The organism is Brassicibacter thermophilus (genome assembly GCF_055378355.1).
Map to the genome: position 1 here is coordinate 667,137 of NZ_AP042446.1, position 16,594 is coordinate 683,730.

The 16,594-nt window shown below is 33.0% G+C and carries 32 protein-coding genes; all 32 read left to right on the forward strand.

The window, feature by feature from the left end; genetic code table 11:
* Positions 1-23: 23 nt before the first annotated feature.
* The 32 genes from rplD (at position 24) to ACZ41D_RS03280 (ending at position 16,580) form a co-directional block, all read left to right on the forward strand.
* A complete protein-coding gene (rplD, locus tag ACZ41D_RS03125) occupies positions 24-647 on the forward strand; it encodes a 50S ribosomal protein L4 (RefSeq protein ID WP_464152468.1) in 624 nt (207 codons plus the stop codon).
* Complete coding sequence (rplW, locus tag ACZ41D_RS03130; RefSeq protein WP_464152469.1) at positions 647-937, forward strand: 50S ribosomal protein L23; 291 nt, start codon at positions 647-649, stop codon at positions 935-937. Before rplD ends, rplW begins: the two co-directional genes overlap by 1 nt.
* A gap of 31 nt (positions 938-968) precedes the next feature.
* Positions 969-1,796 (forward strand): 50S ribosomal protein L2, encoded by an 828-nt coding sequence (gene rplB / locus ACZ41D_RS03135; protein ID WP_464152470.1) that lies wholly within the window; start codon positions 969-971, stop codon positions 1,794-1,796.
* A gap of 81 nt (positions 1,797-1,877) precedes the next feature.
* The gene (gene rpsS, locus ACZ41D_RS03140) at positions 1,878-2,162 is read left to right on the forward strand and encodes a 30S ribosomal protein S19 (protein ID WP_464152471.1); all 285 of its coding nucleotides are present in this window, start codon (positions 1,878-1,880) and stop codon (positions 2,160-2,162) included.
* 20 nt (positions 2,163-2,182) lie between these two features.
* Positions 2,183-2,518 carry a 50S ribosomal protein L22 gene (gene rplV / locus ACZ41D_RS03145; protein ID WP_464152472.1) on the forward strand — a complete coding sequence of 112 codons (336 nt, stop codon included), beginning with the start codon at positions 2,183-2,185 and terminating at the stop codon, positions 2,516-2,518.
* Between the two features lie 16 nt (positions 2,519-2,534).
* Positions 2,535-3,203 carry a 30S ribosomal protein S3 gene (rpsC, locus tag ACZ41D_RS03150; protein WP_464152473.1) on the forward strand — a complete coding sequence of 223 codons (669 nt, stop codon included), beginning with the start codon at positions 2,535-2,537 and terminating at the stop codon, positions 3,201-3,203.
* 25 nt (positions 3,204-3,228) lie between these two features.
* The gene (gene rplP, locus ACZ41D_RS03155; RefSeq protein ID WP_464152474.1) at positions 3,229-3,672 is read left to right on the forward strand and encodes a 50S ribosomal protein L16; all 444 of its coding nucleotides are present in this window, start codon (positions 3,229-3,231) and stop codon (positions 3,670-3,672) included.
* On the forward strand, positions 3,662-3,865 hold the full coding sequence (gene rpmC / locus ACZ41D_RS03160; RefSeq protein ID WP_464152475.1) for a 50S ribosomal protein L29: 204 nt from the start codon (positions 3,662-3,664) through the stop codon (positions 3,863-3,865). Before rplP ends, rpmC begins: the two co-directional genes overlap by 11 nt.
* Before the next feature lie 24 nt (positions 3,866-3,889).
* Positions 3,890-4,144, forward strand: a complete 255-nt coding sequence (rpsQ, locus tag ACZ41D_RS03165) for a 30S ribosomal protein S17 (RefSeq protein WP_464152477.1) — start codon at positions 3,890-3,892, stop codon at positions 4,142-4,144.
* Between the two features lie 30 nt (positions 4,145-4,174).
* Positions 4,175-4,543: a 50S ribosomal protein L14 gene (gene rplN, locus ACZ41D_RS03170; RefSeq protein WP_464152478.1), complete on the forward strand. Its 369-nt coding sequence runs from the start codon at positions 4,175-4,177 to the stop codon at positions 4,541-4,543.
* A 41-nt stretch (positions 4,544-4,584) separates the two neighbouring features.
* Positions 4,585-4,896, forward strand: a complete 312-nt coding sequence (gene rplX, locus ACZ41D_RS03175) for a 50S ribosomal protein L24 (RefSeq protein ID WP_464152479.1) — start codon at positions 4,585-4,587, stop codon at positions 4,894-4,896.
* A 27-nt stretch (positions 4,897-4,923) separates the two neighbouring features.
* On the forward strand, positions 4,924-5,466 hold the full coding sequence (gene rplE, locus ACZ41D_RS03180) for a 50S ribosomal protein L5 (RefSeq protein ID WP_464152480.1): 543 nt from the start codon (positions 4,924-4,926) through the stop codon (positions 5,464-5,466).
* 16 nt (positions 5,467-5,482) lie between these two features.
* Complete coding sequence (locus ACZ41D_RS03185; protein WP_464152481.1) at positions 5,483-5,668, forward strand: type Z 30S ribosomal protein S14; 186 nt, start codon at positions 5,483-5,485, stop codon at positions 5,666-5,668.
* A 35-nt stretch (positions 5,669-5,703) separates the two neighbouring features.
* Positions 5,704-6,102 carry a 30S ribosomal protein S8 gene (gene rpsH, locus ACZ41D_RS03190; RefSeq protein ID WP_464152482.1) on the forward strand — a complete coding sequence of 133 codons (399 nt, stop codon included), beginning with the start codon at positions 5,704-5,706 and terminating at the stop codon, positions 6,100-6,102.
* 38 nt (positions 6,103-6,140) lie between these two features.
* Complete coding sequence (gene rplF, locus ACZ41D_RS03195) at positions 6,141-6,680, forward strand: 50S ribosomal protein L6 (protein WP_464152483.1); 540 nt, start codon at positions 6,141-6,143, stop codon at positions 6,678-6,680.
* 16 nt (positions 6,681-6,696) lie between these two features.
* A complete protein-coding gene (rplR, locus tag ACZ41D_RS03200) occupies positions 6,697-7,065 on the forward strand; it encodes a 50S ribosomal protein L18 (protein ID WP_464152484.1) in 369 nt (122 codons plus the stop codon).
* Positions 7,066-7,082: 17 nt separating this feature from the next.
* Complete coding sequence (rpsE, locus tag ACZ41D_RS03205) at positions 7,083-7,589, forward strand: 30S ribosomal protein S5 (RefSeq protein WP_464152485.1); 507 nt, start codon at positions 7,083-7,085, stop codon at positions 7,587-7,589.
* A gap of 13 nt (positions 7,590-7,602) precedes the next feature.
* Entirely contained in the window at positions 7,603-7,779 is a 177-nt protein-coding gene (gene rpmD / locus ACZ41D_RS03210) for a 50S ribosomal protein L30 (RefSeq protein WP_464152486.1), read from the forward strand.
* 23 nt (positions 7,780-7,802) lie between these two features.
* Positions 7,803-8,246 carry a 50S ribosomal protein L15 gene (gene rplO, locus ACZ41D_RS03215; protein ID WP_464152487.1) on the forward strand — a complete coding sequence of 148 codons (444 nt, stop codon included), beginning with the start codon at positions 7,803-7,805 and terminating at the stop codon, positions 8,244-8,246.
* A 1-nt stretch (position 8,247) separates the two neighbouring features.
* Positions 8,248-9,522 carry a preprotein translocase subunit SecY gene (gene secY, locus ACZ41D_RS03220; RefSeq protein ID WP_464152488.1) on the forward strand — a complete coding sequence of 425 codons (1,275 nt, stop codon included), beginning with the start codon at positions 8,248-8,250 and terminating at the stop codon, positions 9,520-9,522.
* Positions 9,523-9,543: 21 nt separating this feature from the next.
* On the forward strand, positions 9,544-10,188 hold the full coding sequence (locus ACZ41D_RS03225; protein ID WP_464152489.1) for an adenylate kinase: 645 nt from the start codon (positions 9,544-9,546) through the stop codon (positions 10,186-10,188).
* Between the two features lie 127 nt (positions 10,189-10,315).
* Positions 10,316-10,597 (forward strand): KOW domain-containing RNA-binding protein, encoded by a 282-nt coding sequence (locus tag ACZ41D_RS03230; RefSeq protein ID WP_464152490.1) that lies wholly within the window; start codon positions 10,316-10,318, stop codon positions 10,595-10,597.
* A 30-nt stretch (positions 10,598-10,627) separates the two neighbouring features.
* Positions 10,628-10,846, forward strand: a complete 219-nt coding sequence (gene infA, locus ACZ41D_RS03235; protein WP_464152491.1) for a translation initiation factor IF-1 — start codon at positions 10,628-10,630, stop codon at positions 10,844-10,846.
* A 15-nt stretch (positions 10,847-10,861) separates the two neighbouring features.
* Positions 10,862-10,975 (forward strand): 50S ribosomal protein L36, encoded by a 114-nt coding sequence (rpmJ, locus tag ACZ41D_RS03240; protein WP_241422219.1) that lies wholly within the window; start codon positions 10,862-10,864, stop codon positions 10,973-10,975.
* A 150-nt stretch (positions 10,976-11,125) separates the two neighbouring features.
* Positions 11,126-11,491 carry a 30S ribosomal protein S13 gene (rpsM, locus tag ACZ41D_RS03245; protein ID WP_464152492.1) on the forward strand — a complete coding sequence of 122 codons (366 nt, stop codon included), beginning with the start codon at positions 11,126-11,128 and terminating at the stop codon, positions 11,489-11,491.
* 21 nt (positions 11,492-11,512) lie between these two features.
* Complete coding sequence (gene rpsK, locus ACZ41D_RS03250; protein WP_464152493.1) at positions 11,513-11,911, forward strand: 30S ribosomal protein S11; 399 nt, start codon at positions 11,513-11,515, stop codon at positions 11,909-11,911.
* A gap of 28 nt (positions 11,912-11,939) precedes the next feature.
* On the forward strand, positions 11,940-12,563 hold the full coding sequence (rpsD, locus tag ACZ41D_RS03255) for a 30S ribosomal protein S4 (RefSeq protein WP_464152494.1): 624 nt from the start codon (positions 11,940-11,942) through the stop codon (positions 12,561-12,563).
* Positions 12,564-12,622: 59 nt separating this feature from the next.
* On the forward strand, positions 12,623-13,570 hold the full coding sequence (locus ACZ41D_RS03260) for a DNA-directed RNA polymerase subunit alpha (protein WP_464152495.1): 948 nt from the start codon (positions 12,623-12,625) through the stop codon (positions 13,568-13,570).
* Positions 13,571-13,601: 31 nt separating this feature from the next.
* Positions 13,602-13,943 carry a 50S ribosomal protein L17 gene (rplQ, locus tag ACZ41D_RS03265; RefSeq protein WP_464152496.1) on the forward strand — a complete coding sequence of 114 codons (342 nt, stop codon included), beginning with the start codon at positions 13,602-13,604 and terminating at the stop codon, positions 13,941-13,943.
* Between the two features lie 168 nt (positions 13,944-14,111).
* A complete protein-coding gene (locus ACZ41D_RS03270) occupies positions 14,112-14,930 on the forward strand; it encodes an energy-coupling factor transporter ATPase (RefSeq protein ID WP_464153108.1) in 819 nt (272 codons plus the stop codon).
* Positions 14,927-15,793: an energy-coupling factor transporter ATPase gene (locus tag ACZ41D_RS03275; protein ID WP_464152497.1), complete on the forward strand. Its 867-nt coding sequence runs from the start codon at positions 14,927-14,929 to the stop codon at positions 15,791-15,793. Before ACZ41D_RS03270 ends, ACZ41D_RS03275 begins: the two co-directional genes overlap by 4 nt.
* A complete protein-coding gene (locus tag ACZ41D_RS03280) occupies positions 15,783-16,580 on the forward strand; it encodes an energy-coupling factor transporter transmembrane component T family protein (protein WP_464152498.1) in 798 nt (265 codons plus the stop codon). Before ACZ41D_RS03275 ends, ACZ41D_RS03280 begins: the two co-directional genes overlap by 11 nt.
* Positions 16,581-16,594: the final 14 nt, after the last annotated feature.

Here is a 16,594-nt window from a genome sequence, read left to right on the forward strand (position 1 = left end):
TTTTATAGAAAGGAGGAAATAATATGCCAAAAGTAGCTTTATATAATGTATCTGGGCAACAGGTAGGCAATATTGATTTAAGCGACGATGTATTTGGAATAGAAGTTAATGAACATGCACTATACGAGGCTGTAAAATGTCAACTTGCTAACAAAAGGCAAGGGACTCAATCAGCTAAAACCAGAGCTGAGGTTAGAGGTGGAGGACGAAAACCTTGGAGACAAAAAGGAACTGGAAGAGCTAGACAAGGTAGTATAAGAGCACCACATTGGACTGGTGGTGGAGTTGTATTTGCTCCAAAGCCAAGAGATTATAGTTATAAAATACCTAAAAAGGTTAAAAGACTTGCTATTAAATCTGCATTGAGTTCAAAAGTACAAAATAATGAGTTAATAGTACTAGAAGAATTAAACTTAGATCGACCAAAGACTAAAAACATGGTAAATATACTTAAAAATATTAATGCTGGAAAAAAGTCGCTTATTGTCTTAGATACTAAAAATGAAAATGTATTAAAATCAGCTAGAAATATTCCAGGAGTAAACACTATTTTAGTTAATAATATAAATGTTTATGATATATTAAAGCATGATTCATTTATAATAACTAAAGAAGCTGTTAAAAAAGTGGAGGAGGTGTATGCATAATGCGTAATCCACACGATATTTTAATTAAGCCAGTTATTACTGAGGCTAGTATGGATATGATGGCGGAGGGAAAATACACCTTCGTAGTAGATAAAAAAGCAAACAAAACTGAAATTAAAAATGCCGTTGAGAAAATATTTGGCGTTGAAGTTGATAAAGTAAATACCATGAATGTGGAAGGAAAAGTAAAGAGAATGGGCGTTCACGTAGGAAAGAGACCTAATTGGAAAAAGGCGATTGTTACTCTTACTCCTGACAGTAAAGGTATTGAATTCTTTGAAGGAATGTAACTTAAGAATACTATGAAGAGGAGGGAATAAAATGGGTATCAAAAAGTTTAAGCCAACTTCACCTTCTAAAAGGCAGATGACAGTATCTACTTTTGAAGAAATTACAAAAAAAGAGCCTGAAAAAAGCCTTGTTATAAGTTTAGATAAAACTGGTGGTAGAAATGCGCATGGTAAGATAACTGTAAGGCATAGAGGTGGAGGAAACAAGAGAAAATACAGAATAATAGATTTTAAGAGAAATAAGGATGGAATTCCTGGAAAGGTTGCAGCTATAGAATATGATCCAAATAGAACAGCAAATATTGCTTTAATTAATTATGCAGATGGGGAAAAAAGGTATATTATTGCTCCTAACGGTTTAAAGGTTGGGGATGTTATTGAATCTGGTGAAAATGCAGATATAAAAGTAGGCAATGCATTACCTTTAAAGAATATACCTGTAGGTACTCTTATCCATAATATCGAATTAAAAGCTGGAAAAGGTGGACAGTTAGTTCGTTCTGCTGGAAATGTTGCACAGCTAATGGGTAAGGAAGGAGATTATGCAAATATTAGACTTCCATCTGGTGAAACAAGACTTATCAGATTAGAATGTAGAGCAACAATTGGCCAAGTAGGAAATATTGATCATGAAAACATCACAATAGGAAAAGCTGGTAGAAAGAGACATATGGGTATTAGACCTACTGTTAGAGGTAGTGTTATGAATCCTAACGACCATCCACATGGTGGTGGTGAAGGTAGAGCACCAATAGGTAGACCAAGTCCTGTAACACCTTGGGGAAAACCTGCACTTGGATACAAGACACGTAAAAAGAATAAGAAGTCTGACAAATTTATTGTTAGAAGAAGGAAGTAATAATAAAGTTTTATATTACAAAGTAAATATTAATTATTTGAATATAGAACTGATTTATTCCTATCGAAAGGAGGAAAATGCATGGGTAGATCATTAAAAAAAGGACCATTTTGTGATGAACACCTTATGAAAAAAGTTGAAGAATTGAATAAGAAAAATGAAAAAAAAGTAATAAAAACATGGTCAAGACGTTCAACTATTTTTCCACAAATGGTTGGGCATACTATAGCTATATATGATGGGAGAAAACATGTACCCGTTTATATAACTGAAGATATGGTTGGACACAAACTTGGTGAATTTGCGCCAACAAGAACATTTAGAGGTCACGGAGACCATACTGAAAGATCAACTGCATTAAAATAGATGAAAAGGAGGGACAATAAGTGGAAGCTAAAGCTATTGCTAAGTATGTACGTATTGCTCCTAGAAAAGTAAATGTAGTAGCAGACCTTATAAGAGGAAAAAATGTCGAAGAAGCTATAGCGATTTTGAAATTCACTCCTAAAAGAGGTGCTAGAGTATTAGAAAAAGTAGTGAAATCAGCACTTGCTAACGCAGAAAATAACTTTGACATGGATAGAGAAAAATTATATGTGGCTCAAGCTTACGCAAATGACGGTCCTATAATGAAAAGATGGAGAGCAGGAGGACGAGGTAGAGCCTTTAAAATATTAAAAAGGTCAAGTCATGTAGGAGTAGTTCTTAAGGAGAGAGAATAAAAGAAGGAGGGATAAAATGGGTCAAAAAGTTAGCCCACATGGATTAAGGGTTGGAATAATCAAGGATTGGGATTCAAAATGGTATGCAGATAAGAAAAAATATGCTGAGTACTTAATTGAAGACCACAAAATTCGTGAATATATTAAAAAGAAATTATTTATTGCTGGAATTTCACGTATTGAAATAGAGAGAGCAGCAAATAGAGTAAAAGTATCAGTCCACACTGCTAAACCTGGAATGGTAATTGGTAAGGGCGGTCAAGGAGTAGAAGAATTAAGATTACAATTAGAGAAAATGACAAAAAAACAAGTAATAGTAAATGTAGAAGAAATTAAGACACCGGAATTAGATGCTCAGCTTGTTGCAGAGAATATAGCTAGTCAACTGGAAAGAAGAGTTTCTTTTAGAAGAGCTATGAAACAAGCAATACAAAGAAGTATGAGAGCTGGAGCTAAGGGTATTAAAACAGCTGTTTCAGGTAGACTTGGTGGAGCTGATATGGCGAGAACAGAAGGTTATAGTGAAGGGACAATACCTCTTCATACGTTAAGAGCAGATATCGATTATGGTTTCTATGAAGCTAATACAACTTATGGGAAATTAGGTGTAAAAGTGTGGATATATAAAGGAGAGGTTCTTCCTACTGCAAAGGTAGAACAAAACGAAGATAAATTAGATAAATAAGGTAGTGTAGGAAGGAGGAGTTAACATGTTAATGCCTAAAAGAGTTAAACGACGTAGAGTTCATAGAGGAAGAATGACTGGTAAAGCTACTCGAGGCAATAAAATAGCTTATGGTGATTATGGGCTACAAGCTCTGGAACCAGCTTGGATAACTTCAAATCAAATAGAAGCTGCAAGAAGGGCTATGACTAGATATGTAAAAAGAGGTGGGAAAATTTGGATTAAGATTTTTCCTGATAAACCAGTAACACAAAAACCTGCAGAAACTCGTATGGGTTCCGGTAAAGGTGCACCAGAATATTGGGTAGCTGTTGTTAAACCAGGAAGAATATTATTTGAAATGGGCGGTGTTTCAGAAGAAATTGCAAGAGAAGCTATGAGATTAGCTGCTCATAAGCTACCTATAAAATGTAAATTTGTCACTCGACAAGATGCAATTGAAGAGGGTGGTGAAGTTAATGAAGGCTAATGAAATTCGTGAAATGACGACTCAAGAGTTAGATAATAAATTATTAGACTTAAAAGCTGAATTATTTAATCTTAGATTTCAATTAGCTACAGGTCAACTTGATAACCCAATGAGAATAAAGGCTGTTAGAAAAGATATTGCACGTGTAAAAACAGTTTTAAGAGAGAGAGAATTAGGGAAAATGAAGGCGTAACCAGAAGGAAAGGAGGCCAGCTAGATGGAAAGAGGTAATAGAAAAGTAAGAATTGGCAAAGTTGTAAGCGATAAAATGGATAAAACCATAGTTGTTGCAGTAGAAACTCTTGTTACTCATCCACTTTATGGCAAGCAAATTAAAAAAACTAAAAAATTTAAGGCGCATGATGAAAATAATGAATGTAAAATCGGTGATAGAGTAAAAATAATGGAAACCAGACCATTAAGCAAGGATAAAAGATGGAGATTGGTTAGCATTGTTGAAAAAGCAAAATAGTCCTTGCGTCTACAGAAGGGAGGTTATAAAATGATTCAAGCTGAAACTCGTTTGAAAGTAGGAGACAATTCAGGAGCTAAAGAGTTATTAGTTATTAAAATTCTTGGAGGGTCAAGAAGAAGGTATGCAAATATAGGTGATATAGTAGTAGCTACTGTTAAAAGTGCAACGCCTGGAGGTGTTGTAAAAAAAGGTCAAGTTGTTAAAGCTGTTATTGTTAGATCAAAAAAAGGTTTGAGGAGAAATGATGGTTCATATATTAAATTTGATGAGAATGCAGCTGTTATTATAAAAGATGACAAACAACCAGTAGGTACTCGTATATTTGGCCCTGTTACAAGAGAGTTAAGAGATGGAAATTTTATGAAAATAATATCATTAGCACCAGAAGTTTTATAAAACAGAGAGTTAATAATTTCTGTGTTAGGGAGGTGTAGTTGATGCACGTTAAAAAAGGTGATACAGTAGTAGTTATATCTGGTGAAGATAAAGGGAAAAAAGGGAAAGTGTTGACTGCTTTTCCAAAAGAAAATAAAGTTATAGTTGAAGGAGTAAATATGTTAACTAAGCATAAAAAACCAACTCCTAAACTTCAACAAGGTGGGATAATCCATCAAGAAGGACCTATTGATGCGTCAAAAGTTATGCTTTATTGCGAAAAAGATAAAATGGGCGTAAGGGTTGGATATAAATTTTTAGATAATGGCGAAAAAGTGAGAGTATGCAAAAAATGCGGTGAGGTTCTAGATTAGAATCACATGAGGAAGGAGGTAGACTAAATGGCTTCACGACTTAGAGAAAAATACAACAATGAAGTTATCCCTGCTTTGATGGAAAAATTTAAATATAAGAATGTAATGGAAGTTCCAAAATTAGAGAAAATAGTAATTAATATGGGAATCGGTGTAGCGAAAGAGAATCCAAAGGCTCTTGAATCAGCAGTTGAAGAATTAAGTGTAATAACTGGGCAAAGACCTATAATTACAAAGGCAAAAAAATCAGTTGCTAACTTTAAGGTTCGTAAAGGAATGCCTGTAGGCGTTAAAGTAACATTAAGAGGAGAAAAAATGTATTATTTCATTGATAAATTAATGAATATTGCATTGCCAAGAGTTAGAGATTTTAGAGGAGTTTCAGACACATCATTTGATGGAAGAGGAAATTACGCATTAGGTGTTAAGGAACAATTGATTTTCCCAGAAATAGAATATGATAAAGTTGATGCTGTAAGAGGTATGGATATTGTAATAGTTACAACAGCAAAGACTGATGAAGAAGCTAAGGAGTTTTTGAAAATGATGGGTATGCCCTTTAAAAAGTAGATAAGGAGGGAGAAATTTGGCCAAGAAATCAATGAAAGTAAAACAACAAAGAAAACAAAAATTTAGTACAAGAGAATATAATAGATGTAAAATTTGCGGAAGACCACATGCATATTTAAGGAAATTTGGAATTTGCCGTATTTGCTTTAGAGAATTAGCTTATAAAGGACAAATTCCTGGAGTGAAGAAAGCGAGCTGGTAAGAGTAAGTTTCTAGATTGGAAGGAGGTAGACTGTAATGGTTATGACTGACCCTATTGCTGATATGCTAACTAGAATAAGAAATAGTAATAATGCAAAACACGAAACTGTTGATATTCCTAGTTCTAATATGAAAAAGGCTATTGCTAATATCTTATTAGAAGAAGGATATATAAAGGGTTTTGATGTAATAGATGATGGAAAGCAAGGGATTATTAGAATTCAACTTAAATATAGTGACAATAACGAAAGAGTAATTTCGGGAATTAAGAGAATATCTAAGCCAGGATTAAGGGTTTATGCACGACATGATGAAATACCTAAAGTATTAGGAGGTCTTGGTATAGCTATATTATCAACTTCTAAGGGCATAATTACAGATAAAAATGCTAGAAAAGAAGGTGTCGGAGGAGAAGTTGTTTGCTACGTATGGTAATAGTATTTATAATAAGTTAGGGAACAGGAGGTGCGATTATGTCAAGAATAGGTGTAAAACCTATAGCAATTCCAGATGGCGTAGAAGTTAATATAAATGATAAAAACTATGTAATAGTTAAAGGACCAAAAGGAAAGCTTGAACAACAATTTAGCAAAGATATGAAAATATCAGTTGTAGATAATACTATAACAGTAGAACGTCCTACAGAAAATAAAAAACATAAATCATTGCACGGATTGACAAGAACATTAATAGCTAATATGATTGACGGAGTTACTAAGGGATATACTAAAGAATTAGAAATTGTAGGAGTAGGGTACCGTGCGCAAAAACAAGGGAAAAAATTAGTATTAAATTTAGGATTTTCTCATCCTGTAGAGATGGAAGACCCAGAAGGAATTGAAGTAGAAGTTCCTAGTAACAATAAGATAGTTGTAAAAGGAATAGACAAACAAAAAGTAGGTAATTATGCGGCTGTTATTAGAGAATTGAGAAAACCTGAACCTTATAAAGGTAAAGGCATCAAATATGTTGGAGAACATATAAGACGTAAGGAAGGTAAAACAGGTAAGTAGAAAGGAGTGAATAAAGGTGCTTAAGAAGGTGAATAGTAACCAAAAAAGACAGATCAGGCATAAGAGAATTAGGAAAACAGTACAAGGAACTCCTGAAAGACCAAGATTAAATGTATATAGAAGTTTAAAGCATATATATGCACAAATTATAGATGATGTTGAAGGCAGGACTTTAGTTTCAGCTTCAACATTAGATAGTGAAATAAAAAATAGTGTAAATAATACAGGAAACAAAGAAGCAGCAAAGGCTGTCGGAAAATTAGTTGCAAAAAGAGCACTAGATAAAGGTATAAAAACTGTAGTATTTGATAGAGGTGGATACCTATATCATGGTAGAGTTAAAGAGCTTGCTGAAGGAGCAAGAGAAAACGGACTTAAATTTTAGGTGAAGGAGGGGAATTAATGCAACGCGGACGTATTGATGCAAGTGAACTAGATTTAAAAGAAAGAGTTGTTAATATAAATCGTGTAACTAAAGTTGTAAAAGGTGGTAGAAATTTTAGATTTAGTGCTTTAGTTGTAGTTGGTGATGAAAATGGCCATGTAGGAGTGGGCATGGCAAAGGCATTAGAAGTTCCTGAAGCGATTAGAAAAGCAATACAAGATGCTAAAAAGAGACTAATAGAAGTTCCAATAGTTGAAACAACTATTCCACATGAAATTATAGGAGTATTTGGTGCTGGAAGAGTATTATTGAAACCTGCTGAAGAAGGTACAGGAGTTATAGCTGGTGGAGCTGTTCGTGCAGTATTAGAGCTCGCTGGTATAAGAGATATAAGAACAAAATCTTTAGGTTCAAATAACCCTCGAAACGTTGTAAATGCAACAATGGAAGCTTTAAAAAGTTTAAAAAGAGCTGAAGATGTTGCTAGACAAAGAGGTAAATCAGTTGAAGAGTTATTAGGTTAGGGGGGAAAATACCTTGGCTACAATAAAGATTAAACTTAAAAAAAGTAAAATAGGTAGAATCGAAAAACAAAGAAGAACTATTGAAGCTTTGGGCTTGAGAAAAATCGGCCAAATTGTTGAAAAAGAAGATACTCCTCAGATAAGAGGTATGATTGAGAAAGTTAAACATATGGTAGAAGTTATAGAGTAAGGGTAAGAAGAGGAGGTGTAATAATGAAACTGCATGAAATCAGACCTAACAAAGGCGGAGGAAGTAAAAATACAAAAAGACTTGGTAGAGGGACAGCAACAGGGCAAGGTAAAACAGCTGGTAGAGGTCAAAAAGGGCAAAATTCACGTTCAGGTGGAGGAACTAGACCAGGATTTGAAGGTGGACAAATGCCTTTATATAGAAGATTGCCTAAGAGAGGTTTTACAAATATATTTGCTAAGGAATTTGCCATTGTTAATGTTTCTGATCTAAATAGATTCGAGGATGGAACAGAAGTAACTACAGAATTATTAATCCAAGAAGGGATTATTAATAAAGTAAAGGATGGCGTTAAAATTTTAGGAGATGGGGAAATAAATAAAAAACTCATTGTGAAAGCCAATAAATTCAGCAAATCTGCTGCTGAAAAGATTGAGGCTGCAGGAGGAAAGGTAGAGGTGATTTAAAGTGTTTTCAACTTTAAAGGATGCTTGGAAAATACCTGATTTGCGGAAAAGAATGCTATTTACTTTATTGATGCTTGCTGTGTTTAGAATAGGAGCTAATATTCCAGTGCCTGGTATGGATAAGGCTATTATTGCTGAAATGTTTGAAGGCACATCTGGTGGTATATTAGATTTCTTAAATTTAATGGCAGGTGGGGCTTTTAAAGACTTCACCATATTTGCTTTAAATATATACCCATATGTTACTGCATCTATTATAATACAATTATTAACTATTGCTATACCTAGACTTGAAGCGTTAGCTAAGGAAGGCGAAGAAGGAAGGAAAAAACTAGCTCAATACACTAGATATGGAACTGTAATTCTTGCCTTAATTCAAGCTCTAGGATTTACTATTGGATTTTTCAATAAAGCTTTAATAGGAAAAGATTTTCTTTCTGTTTCAATAGTAATACTTACACTTACTGCTGGAACATCTTTCCTCATGTGGCTTGGAGAACAAATAACAGATAAAGGTATTGGCAATGGTATTTCACTTATCATTTTTATAGGTATTGTATCAAGATTACCTTCGGGAATAGCAAAAATATTAAGCTTATTCTCTGCTGGTGAATTGAATATACTTGAGATTTTAGCTTTTGTTATATTTGCTTTAGCAGTAATAGTATTGATAATTTTAGTACAAGAAGGTCAAAGAAAAATACCTGTGCAGTATGCTAAAAGAGTAGTTGGACGTAAGATGTATGGCGGACAAAGTACACATATACCATTAAAAGTATTGATGGCAGGTGTTATTCCAGTAATCTTTTCAACTTCATTATTAGCTTTTCCACAGACATTAGCTCTGTTTTTTAAAGGAAATGCTGCTAAATGGATTACTGAATATTTAACAGTGAATGGAAGAGTTGGAATTTGGATATACTCTATTTTAAACTTCTTTTTAATAATTTTATTCACATATTTTTACACTGCTATACAATTTAATCCTATAGAATATGCTAACAATTTAAAACAATACGGAGGATTTATACCAGGAATTAGACCAGGTAGACCTACTGCTGAGTATTTAAACAAAATAATATCCAGAATAACTTTAATTGGTGCTATTGTACTAGCTTTGGTAGCTTCGCTTCCAATAATACTACTTTCAACTACAAAGCTAAATATTAGATTTGGAGGTACTGCACTGATAATTGTTGTTGGGGTTGCCTTGGAAACAATGAAACAAATAGAATCTCAAATGCTCATGAGACATTATAAAGGATTTTTAAAATAACTCCCTAAGGAGATGATTGTATTGAGACTAATATTATTAGGACCACCTGGTGCTGGAAAAGGAACACAGGCTGAATCAATAGTAAAAAAATATAGTATTCCTCATATATCAACAGGCGATATATTTAGAAAAAATATTAAGGAAAATACGGAACTTGGTGTTAAAGCAAAAGAGTATATGGATAAAGGATTGCTTGTACCTGATAATATAGTAGTAGCTATTGTAAAAGATAGATTAACTGAGGAAGACTGTAAAAATGGTTTTTTATTGGATGGATTTCCAAGAACTGTTGCTCAAGCTGACGCACTTGATGGTGAGTTGAAAAAATTAGGTTATAAACTAAATTATGTTATTAACATTAATGTTGACAAGGATATATTAGTTGAAAGGGCAATCGGAAGAAGAATTTGTAAAAACTGTGGTGCAACATATCACATAAAATATAACCCTCCAAAACAAGATGGAAAATGTGATTTATGCGGAGGAGAGCTTTACCAAAGAAAAGATGATACAGTTGAAACAGTATCAAAAAGGATAGAGGTTTATTCTGAACAAACTAAACCACTTATAGAATACTATAAGAAAAAAGAAATACTTCTTGATATAAATGGTGAACAAGATATTGATAAAGTATTTTTAGACATAGTTAATGCATTGGAAAAATAATTTAACTGCATTAAAGAGAAAGGCATGGTCATGCCTTTCTCAAGGATTTTACAAATTGATTACCATTATTAAGCAAGTAGTATTATATAATTATTAAGGATAATCCCCTTTTAAAGAGGTGAAATTAATGGAAAGCACTAGCGATATAGAGATTGGTCAGGTGGTCAAATCTAGAGCAGGACGTGACAAAGGGAGAATATTTGTGGTAGTAGACATTTTAGATGATAAATATGTTTTGATAGTTGATGGAGACCTAAGGAAGCTGGATCATCCTAAAAAGAAAAAAATCAAACACCTGATAGTATATAACACAGTGCTTAATGAAATAAAGGGTAAAATAAAAAATAAAGAGAAGATTAATAATGCTTATATAAGAAAAATGTTGGCACCTTTCAATAAGGAGATTTAAAATGCAATGAACGGGAGGTTCGATTGCCGGATGTCAAAAAAGGATGTAATTGAGGTAGAGGGGACTGTAATTGAAGCTCTACCAAATGCTATTTTTAAAGTTAAGCTTGAAAATGGCTATGAAATTTTAGCTCATATATCAGGTAAATTAAGGATGAACTTTATAAGAATATTGCCAGGAGATAAAGTTACTGTAGAATTATCGCCATATGATTTAACGAGAGGTAGAATTACATGGCGTAAAAAGTAGTGAGGAGGGATTACGATGAAAGTAAGACCATCTGTAAAGAAGATCTGTGAAAAATGCAAAATAATCAAAAGAAAAGGGAAAGTAATGGTTATTTGTGAAAATCCAAAACATAAGCAAAAGCAGGGATAATATTAAATGCTAAGATGGTTTTTTAGTTATTTAAGTGTATAATAGTATTTAAAAATACTATTAAAATATATACCGCGGCTGTTTTAAATATCATTTATTATTGTAGGACATTCACAAAAAGCATATATAGTTCAGGAGGTGTGAAAATTAATGGCCAGAATTGCTGGTATTGACTTACCAAGAGATAAAAGAGTAGAAATAGGGTTGACATATATCTATGGTATTGGTAGATCAAGAGCTAATGAGATATTATCAAAAGCTAATGTTAACCCAGATACAAGAGTGAAAGACTTAACAGAGTCAGAAGTTACAGCATTGAGAAATGTTATAGATAAATATATGGTTGAAGGTGACCTTAGAAGAGAAGTTGCCATGAATATTAAGAGATTAAAAGAAATTGGATGCTACAGGGGTATTAGGCATAGAAAAGGATTACCTGTAAGAGGACAGAACACTAAAAATAATGCTAGGACTAGAAAAGGCCCAAAAAAATTAGCAAGTAAGAAGAAAAAGTAGGAAATGAGGGAGGGAAGTTAATTGGTAGCTAAAAAAGCTAGTAGAACTCGTGTTAAAAGAAGAGAACGTAAAAATATCGAAAGAGGTCAAGCGCATATTAAATCAACTTTTAATAATACAATAGTGACATTAACCGATACAAAAGGCAATGTGATTTCATGGGCCAGTGCAGGGCAACTTGGATTTAAAGGCTCTAGAAAGTCAACTCCATTTGCTGCACAGACTGCTGCTGAAGAAGCTGCTAAAAAAGCAATGGAGCATGGCCTAAAGACAGTAGAAGTATATGTAAAAGGACCAGGATCGGGTAGAGAGGCTGCGATTAGATCATTACAGGCTGCAGGATTGGAAGTAAGTTTAATTAAAGACACGACACCAATACCTCATAATGGTTGCAGGCCACCTAAACGAAGAAGAGTATAATAAATTGATGAAATAGGAGGTGTACAACATGGCTAGATATACAGATTCAGTGTGTAGACTTTGTAGAAGAGAAGGGCAAAAGCTCTATTTGAAGGGAGATAGATGCTATTCAGATAAATGTGCTATAGCTAAAAGAAACTATGCTCCAGGACAACACGGACAAGGAAGAAAAAAATTAACTGAGTACGGGTTGCAGTTAAGAGAAAAACAAAAGGTTAGAAGATACTATGGTATTTCAGAAAGTCAAATGAAAAAATACTTTAACATGGCTGAAAAAACTCATGGAGTAACTGGTGAAAATCTATTAAAAATATTAGAATCAAGACTTGATAATGTTGTTTATAGATTAGGATTTGCTTCATCAAGAGCTGAAGCAAGGCAATTAGTTACACATGGACATTTCACAGTTAATGGCAATAAAGTAAACATACCATCATATTTGGTAAGCGTTGGTGATGTAATAGAGGTTAAAGAGAAAAGTAAAAATTCACCCAAATTTAAAGAATTAATAGAAAACCATCAAAAGACATTGGTCAACTGGTTAGAAGTTGATTTAGAAGGAATGAAAGGCAGAGTTTTAGCTGAACCATCAAGAGAAGAAATAGAAATACCAATTCAAGAGCATAATATTGTTGAGTTGTATTCTAAGTAATATAGTTAGAATCAGTTGCCCTCAAGATATAAAAAATTTGATGAGGAGGGTTATTGTAAATGATAGAAATTGAAAAGCCTAAAATTGAGATAGTTGAATTGAGTGATGATAACACGTATGGCAAATTTATTGTTGAACCTCTAGAAAGAGGATATGGTACTACATTAGGAAATTCTTTAAGAAGAATTTTATTGTCTTCTTTACCTGGTGCAGCAGTGCATACTATTAAAATTCAGGGCGTTCTTCACGAATTTTCGACAATTCCAGGTGTTTTAGAAGATGTTCCTGAAATAATATTAAATATAAAAGATATTGCTGCAAAGATGTATACTGATGAGCCTGTAACTCTTAAAATTGATTTAGAAGGCCCAACAGAAGTGACTGCTGGAGATATTATTACAGGACCTGATGTAGAAATACTAAATAAAGATTTGCATATAGCAACTATTAGCGATAATGGAAAACTCTATATGGAAATGGAAATGGTATCAGGGAGAGGATATGTAACAGCAGAAAGAAATAAAGGCGATGAACAAACTATAGGCGTAATTCCTGTAGATTCAATATTCACACCAGTTAGAAAAGTAAATTTTAAAGTTGAAGACACGAGAGTTGGGCAAATTACTGACTACGATAAACTAACTCTTGAGGTCTGGACAAATGGTACTATTAAACCAGATGAAGCTACATCATTAGCTGCAAAAATATTAAACGAACATTTGAATTTGTTTATTACACTTACTGATCATGTTAATGATGTAGAAATAATGGTAGAAAAAGAAGAAGATAAAAAAGAAAAGGTATTAGAAATGACCATAGAAGAGTTAGATTTATCAGTTAGATCTTATAACTGTCTAAAGAGAGCAGGAATAAATACAGTTGAAGAACTTACTACAAAAACTGAAGAAGATATGATGAAGGTTAGAAATCTTGGAAAGAAATCTCTTGAAGAAGTTCAAAATAAACTTGCAGAATTGGGATTGAGCTTGAGAAAAAGTGACGAATAGTATGACCCTATAAGGAATAGGAGGGATGATAATGGCTAAATTAAGGAAATTAGGACGTCCAACTGATCATCGTAAAGCTATGCTAAGAAATTTAGTTACTAGTTTACTGAAACATGGTAGAATTGAAACAACTGAAACTAGAGCAAAAGAAACTAAAAGAATGGCTGAAAAGATGATTACTTTAGCTAAAAGAGGAGACTTGCATGCAAGACGTCAGGTTTTAGCATATGTATACGATGAAACAACAGTTAAAAAATTATTTGATGAGATAGCTCCTAAATATGAAGATAGGAATGGTGGATATACTAGAATATTAAAGTTAGGCCCACGTAGAGGCGATGCTTCAGAAATGGTTATAATAGAGTTACTTTAAAATGAGTGAGGGGATTAAGTTAACTTTTTTAACTTAATCCCTAATTTTATATTTTATTAATGATTATGATTGAATCATAATATTACTTGTGCTAAAATAAGCAACAGATGAGTATTTAGTAAAAACATTAGTATTAGTATATAAATGAGGGATAATATGAGCGATTCAATGATAAAAATGAATAATGTGACATTTGAATACATGTCAAATGAAGACAAAGATTTTGTTGCTTTGCAAAATATTAATTTAGAAATAAAAAAAGGAGAATTTGTTGTTATTTTAGGACATAACGGATCAGGTAAATCTACATTAGCTAAATTGATGAATGCATTGCTTTTACCAACAAAAGGGAAAGTATATGTTGACGAAATGGATACAACAGATGAGAGTAAACTATGGAACATTAGAGAAAAGGCTGGAATGGTATTTCAAAATCCCGATAATCAACTGGTAGCGACGATTGTTGAGGAAGATGTAGCTTTTGGCCCTGAAAATTTAGGTGTTAATCCAAAGGAAATAAGAAAAAGGGTAGATGAAGCTTTAGAAATGGTAGAAATGAGTGAGTATAAAAAGCATGCACCACACCTTTTATCAGGAGGACAAAAACAAAGAATAGCAATTGCTGGTATTCTTGCAATGAGACCTGAATGTATAATTTTAGATGAACCTACAGCTATGCTAGACCCATCTGGACGAAAAGAGGTTATGAGAACGATCAAAAAATTAAACAAAGAAGATAATAAAACTATCGTTCATATCACTCATTACATGGATGAAGCCGTTGAAGCCGATAGGATATTAGTAATGTCTGAGGGAAAAATAGTATTAGAAGGTAGTCCTAAAGAAGTGTTTAGTCAAGTTGAAAAAGTTAAAAAATTGGGTCTTGACGTGCCGCAAGTTACTGAATTGGCTCACGAGCTAATAAAGGAAGGAATAAACATTCCAGCAGATATATTAACTATTGAAGAATTGGTGATGTGGTTATGACAATTGAAATTAAAAATCTTACTTACATTTATAATCAAGGTAATCCATTTGAAACGAAAGCGTTAGATAATATTAATTTGACAATTAATGATGGTGAATTTATTGGATTAATAGGGCATACTGGCTCAGGCAAATCTACGTTAATACAGCATTTAAACGGCTTGCTTAAGCCTACTTATGGAAGCATTGTGATAGATGGTTTAAATATTACATCTAAGGATGCAGATTTAAAGGAAATCCGTAAGAATGTTGGACTGGTTTTTCAATATCCTGAGCATCAATTATTTGAGGAAACAGTTTATAAAGATATTGCTTTTGGGCCTAGTAATTTAGGATTATCACAAAGTGATATTCACCATAGAGTAATGGAAGCTATGGAGCTTGTTGGCCTTGACACTGAAAGTGTAAAAGATAGGTCTCCATTTGAATTAAGTGGAGGGCAAAGAAGAAGAGTTGCTATTGCAGGAGTATTAGCTATGAAACCTAAGGTACTCATACTTGATGAACCAACTGCAGGACTAGATCCTAAAGGCAGAGATGAGATACTTGGGCAGATTCAAAATCTATATGAAAAGAATGATATTACAATTATTCTAGTATCTCATAGTATGGAAGATATTGCACGACTTGTGAATAGAATAATAGTTATGCACAGAGGCAAAATAGCTATGGATGGTGTACCAAAAGATGTATTTAAAGAGACTGCAAAGCTTGAAAACTTAGGTCTAGCAGTTCCACAGATAACTTATTTCATGAAAGCTCTCAGAGAAAAGGGCAGAAAAGTAAGAGATGATGTGTTAACAGTTGATGAAGCCAAAAATGAAATACTAAGGTATATGAGGAGAAATAAAAATGTTAAGTAATATTACCATAGGACAATATTATCCAGGCAATACTATTATACACAGATTAGATCCAAGGATAAAAATACTCGTTACTTTTATGTTTATTTTTTCATTATTTTTTATAAATAATTTTTATCCTTATATTTTTGTTGCTTTATTTATATATTTAGTTGTAAGAGTATCAAAAGTTCCACTTAAATATGTAATAAAAGGAATAAAGCCATTATTAATAATTATATTTATTACTTTTTTTATCAATTTATTTATGACTAAAGGTGACGTATTATTTAAAATTGGACCACTAACTGCATCATTGCAAGGTTTAAGAATTGGTACATTTATGGCTTTAAGACTTATATTTTTAATTGTAGGTACATCCCTTTTGACTTTAACTACTTCACCGATATCTTTAACTGATGGTATTGAAAAGCTCTTAAATCCTTTTAAGAAAATTGGCGTACCAGCACATGAATTAGCTATGATGATGACTATAGCATTAAGATTTATACCAACATTATTAGAAGAAACGGATAAGATTATGAAAGCCCAAATGGCGAGAGGAGCAGATTTTGAAAGTGGAAATATAATTAAGAGAGCAAAAAGCCTTATTCCTTTGCTTGTTCCATTGTTTGTAAGTGCTTTTAGAAGAGCAGATGAATTAGCTATGGCTATGGAGGCGAGATGTTATAGAGGTGGAGAAAATAGGACTAGGATGAAAGAACTAAAAATGGAAAAAAGGGATTTTGTGGTCTTATATACTTCAATAGTAATATTTTCTGCTATCATTATTATTAGATATATATAAAATTAAAATTTACT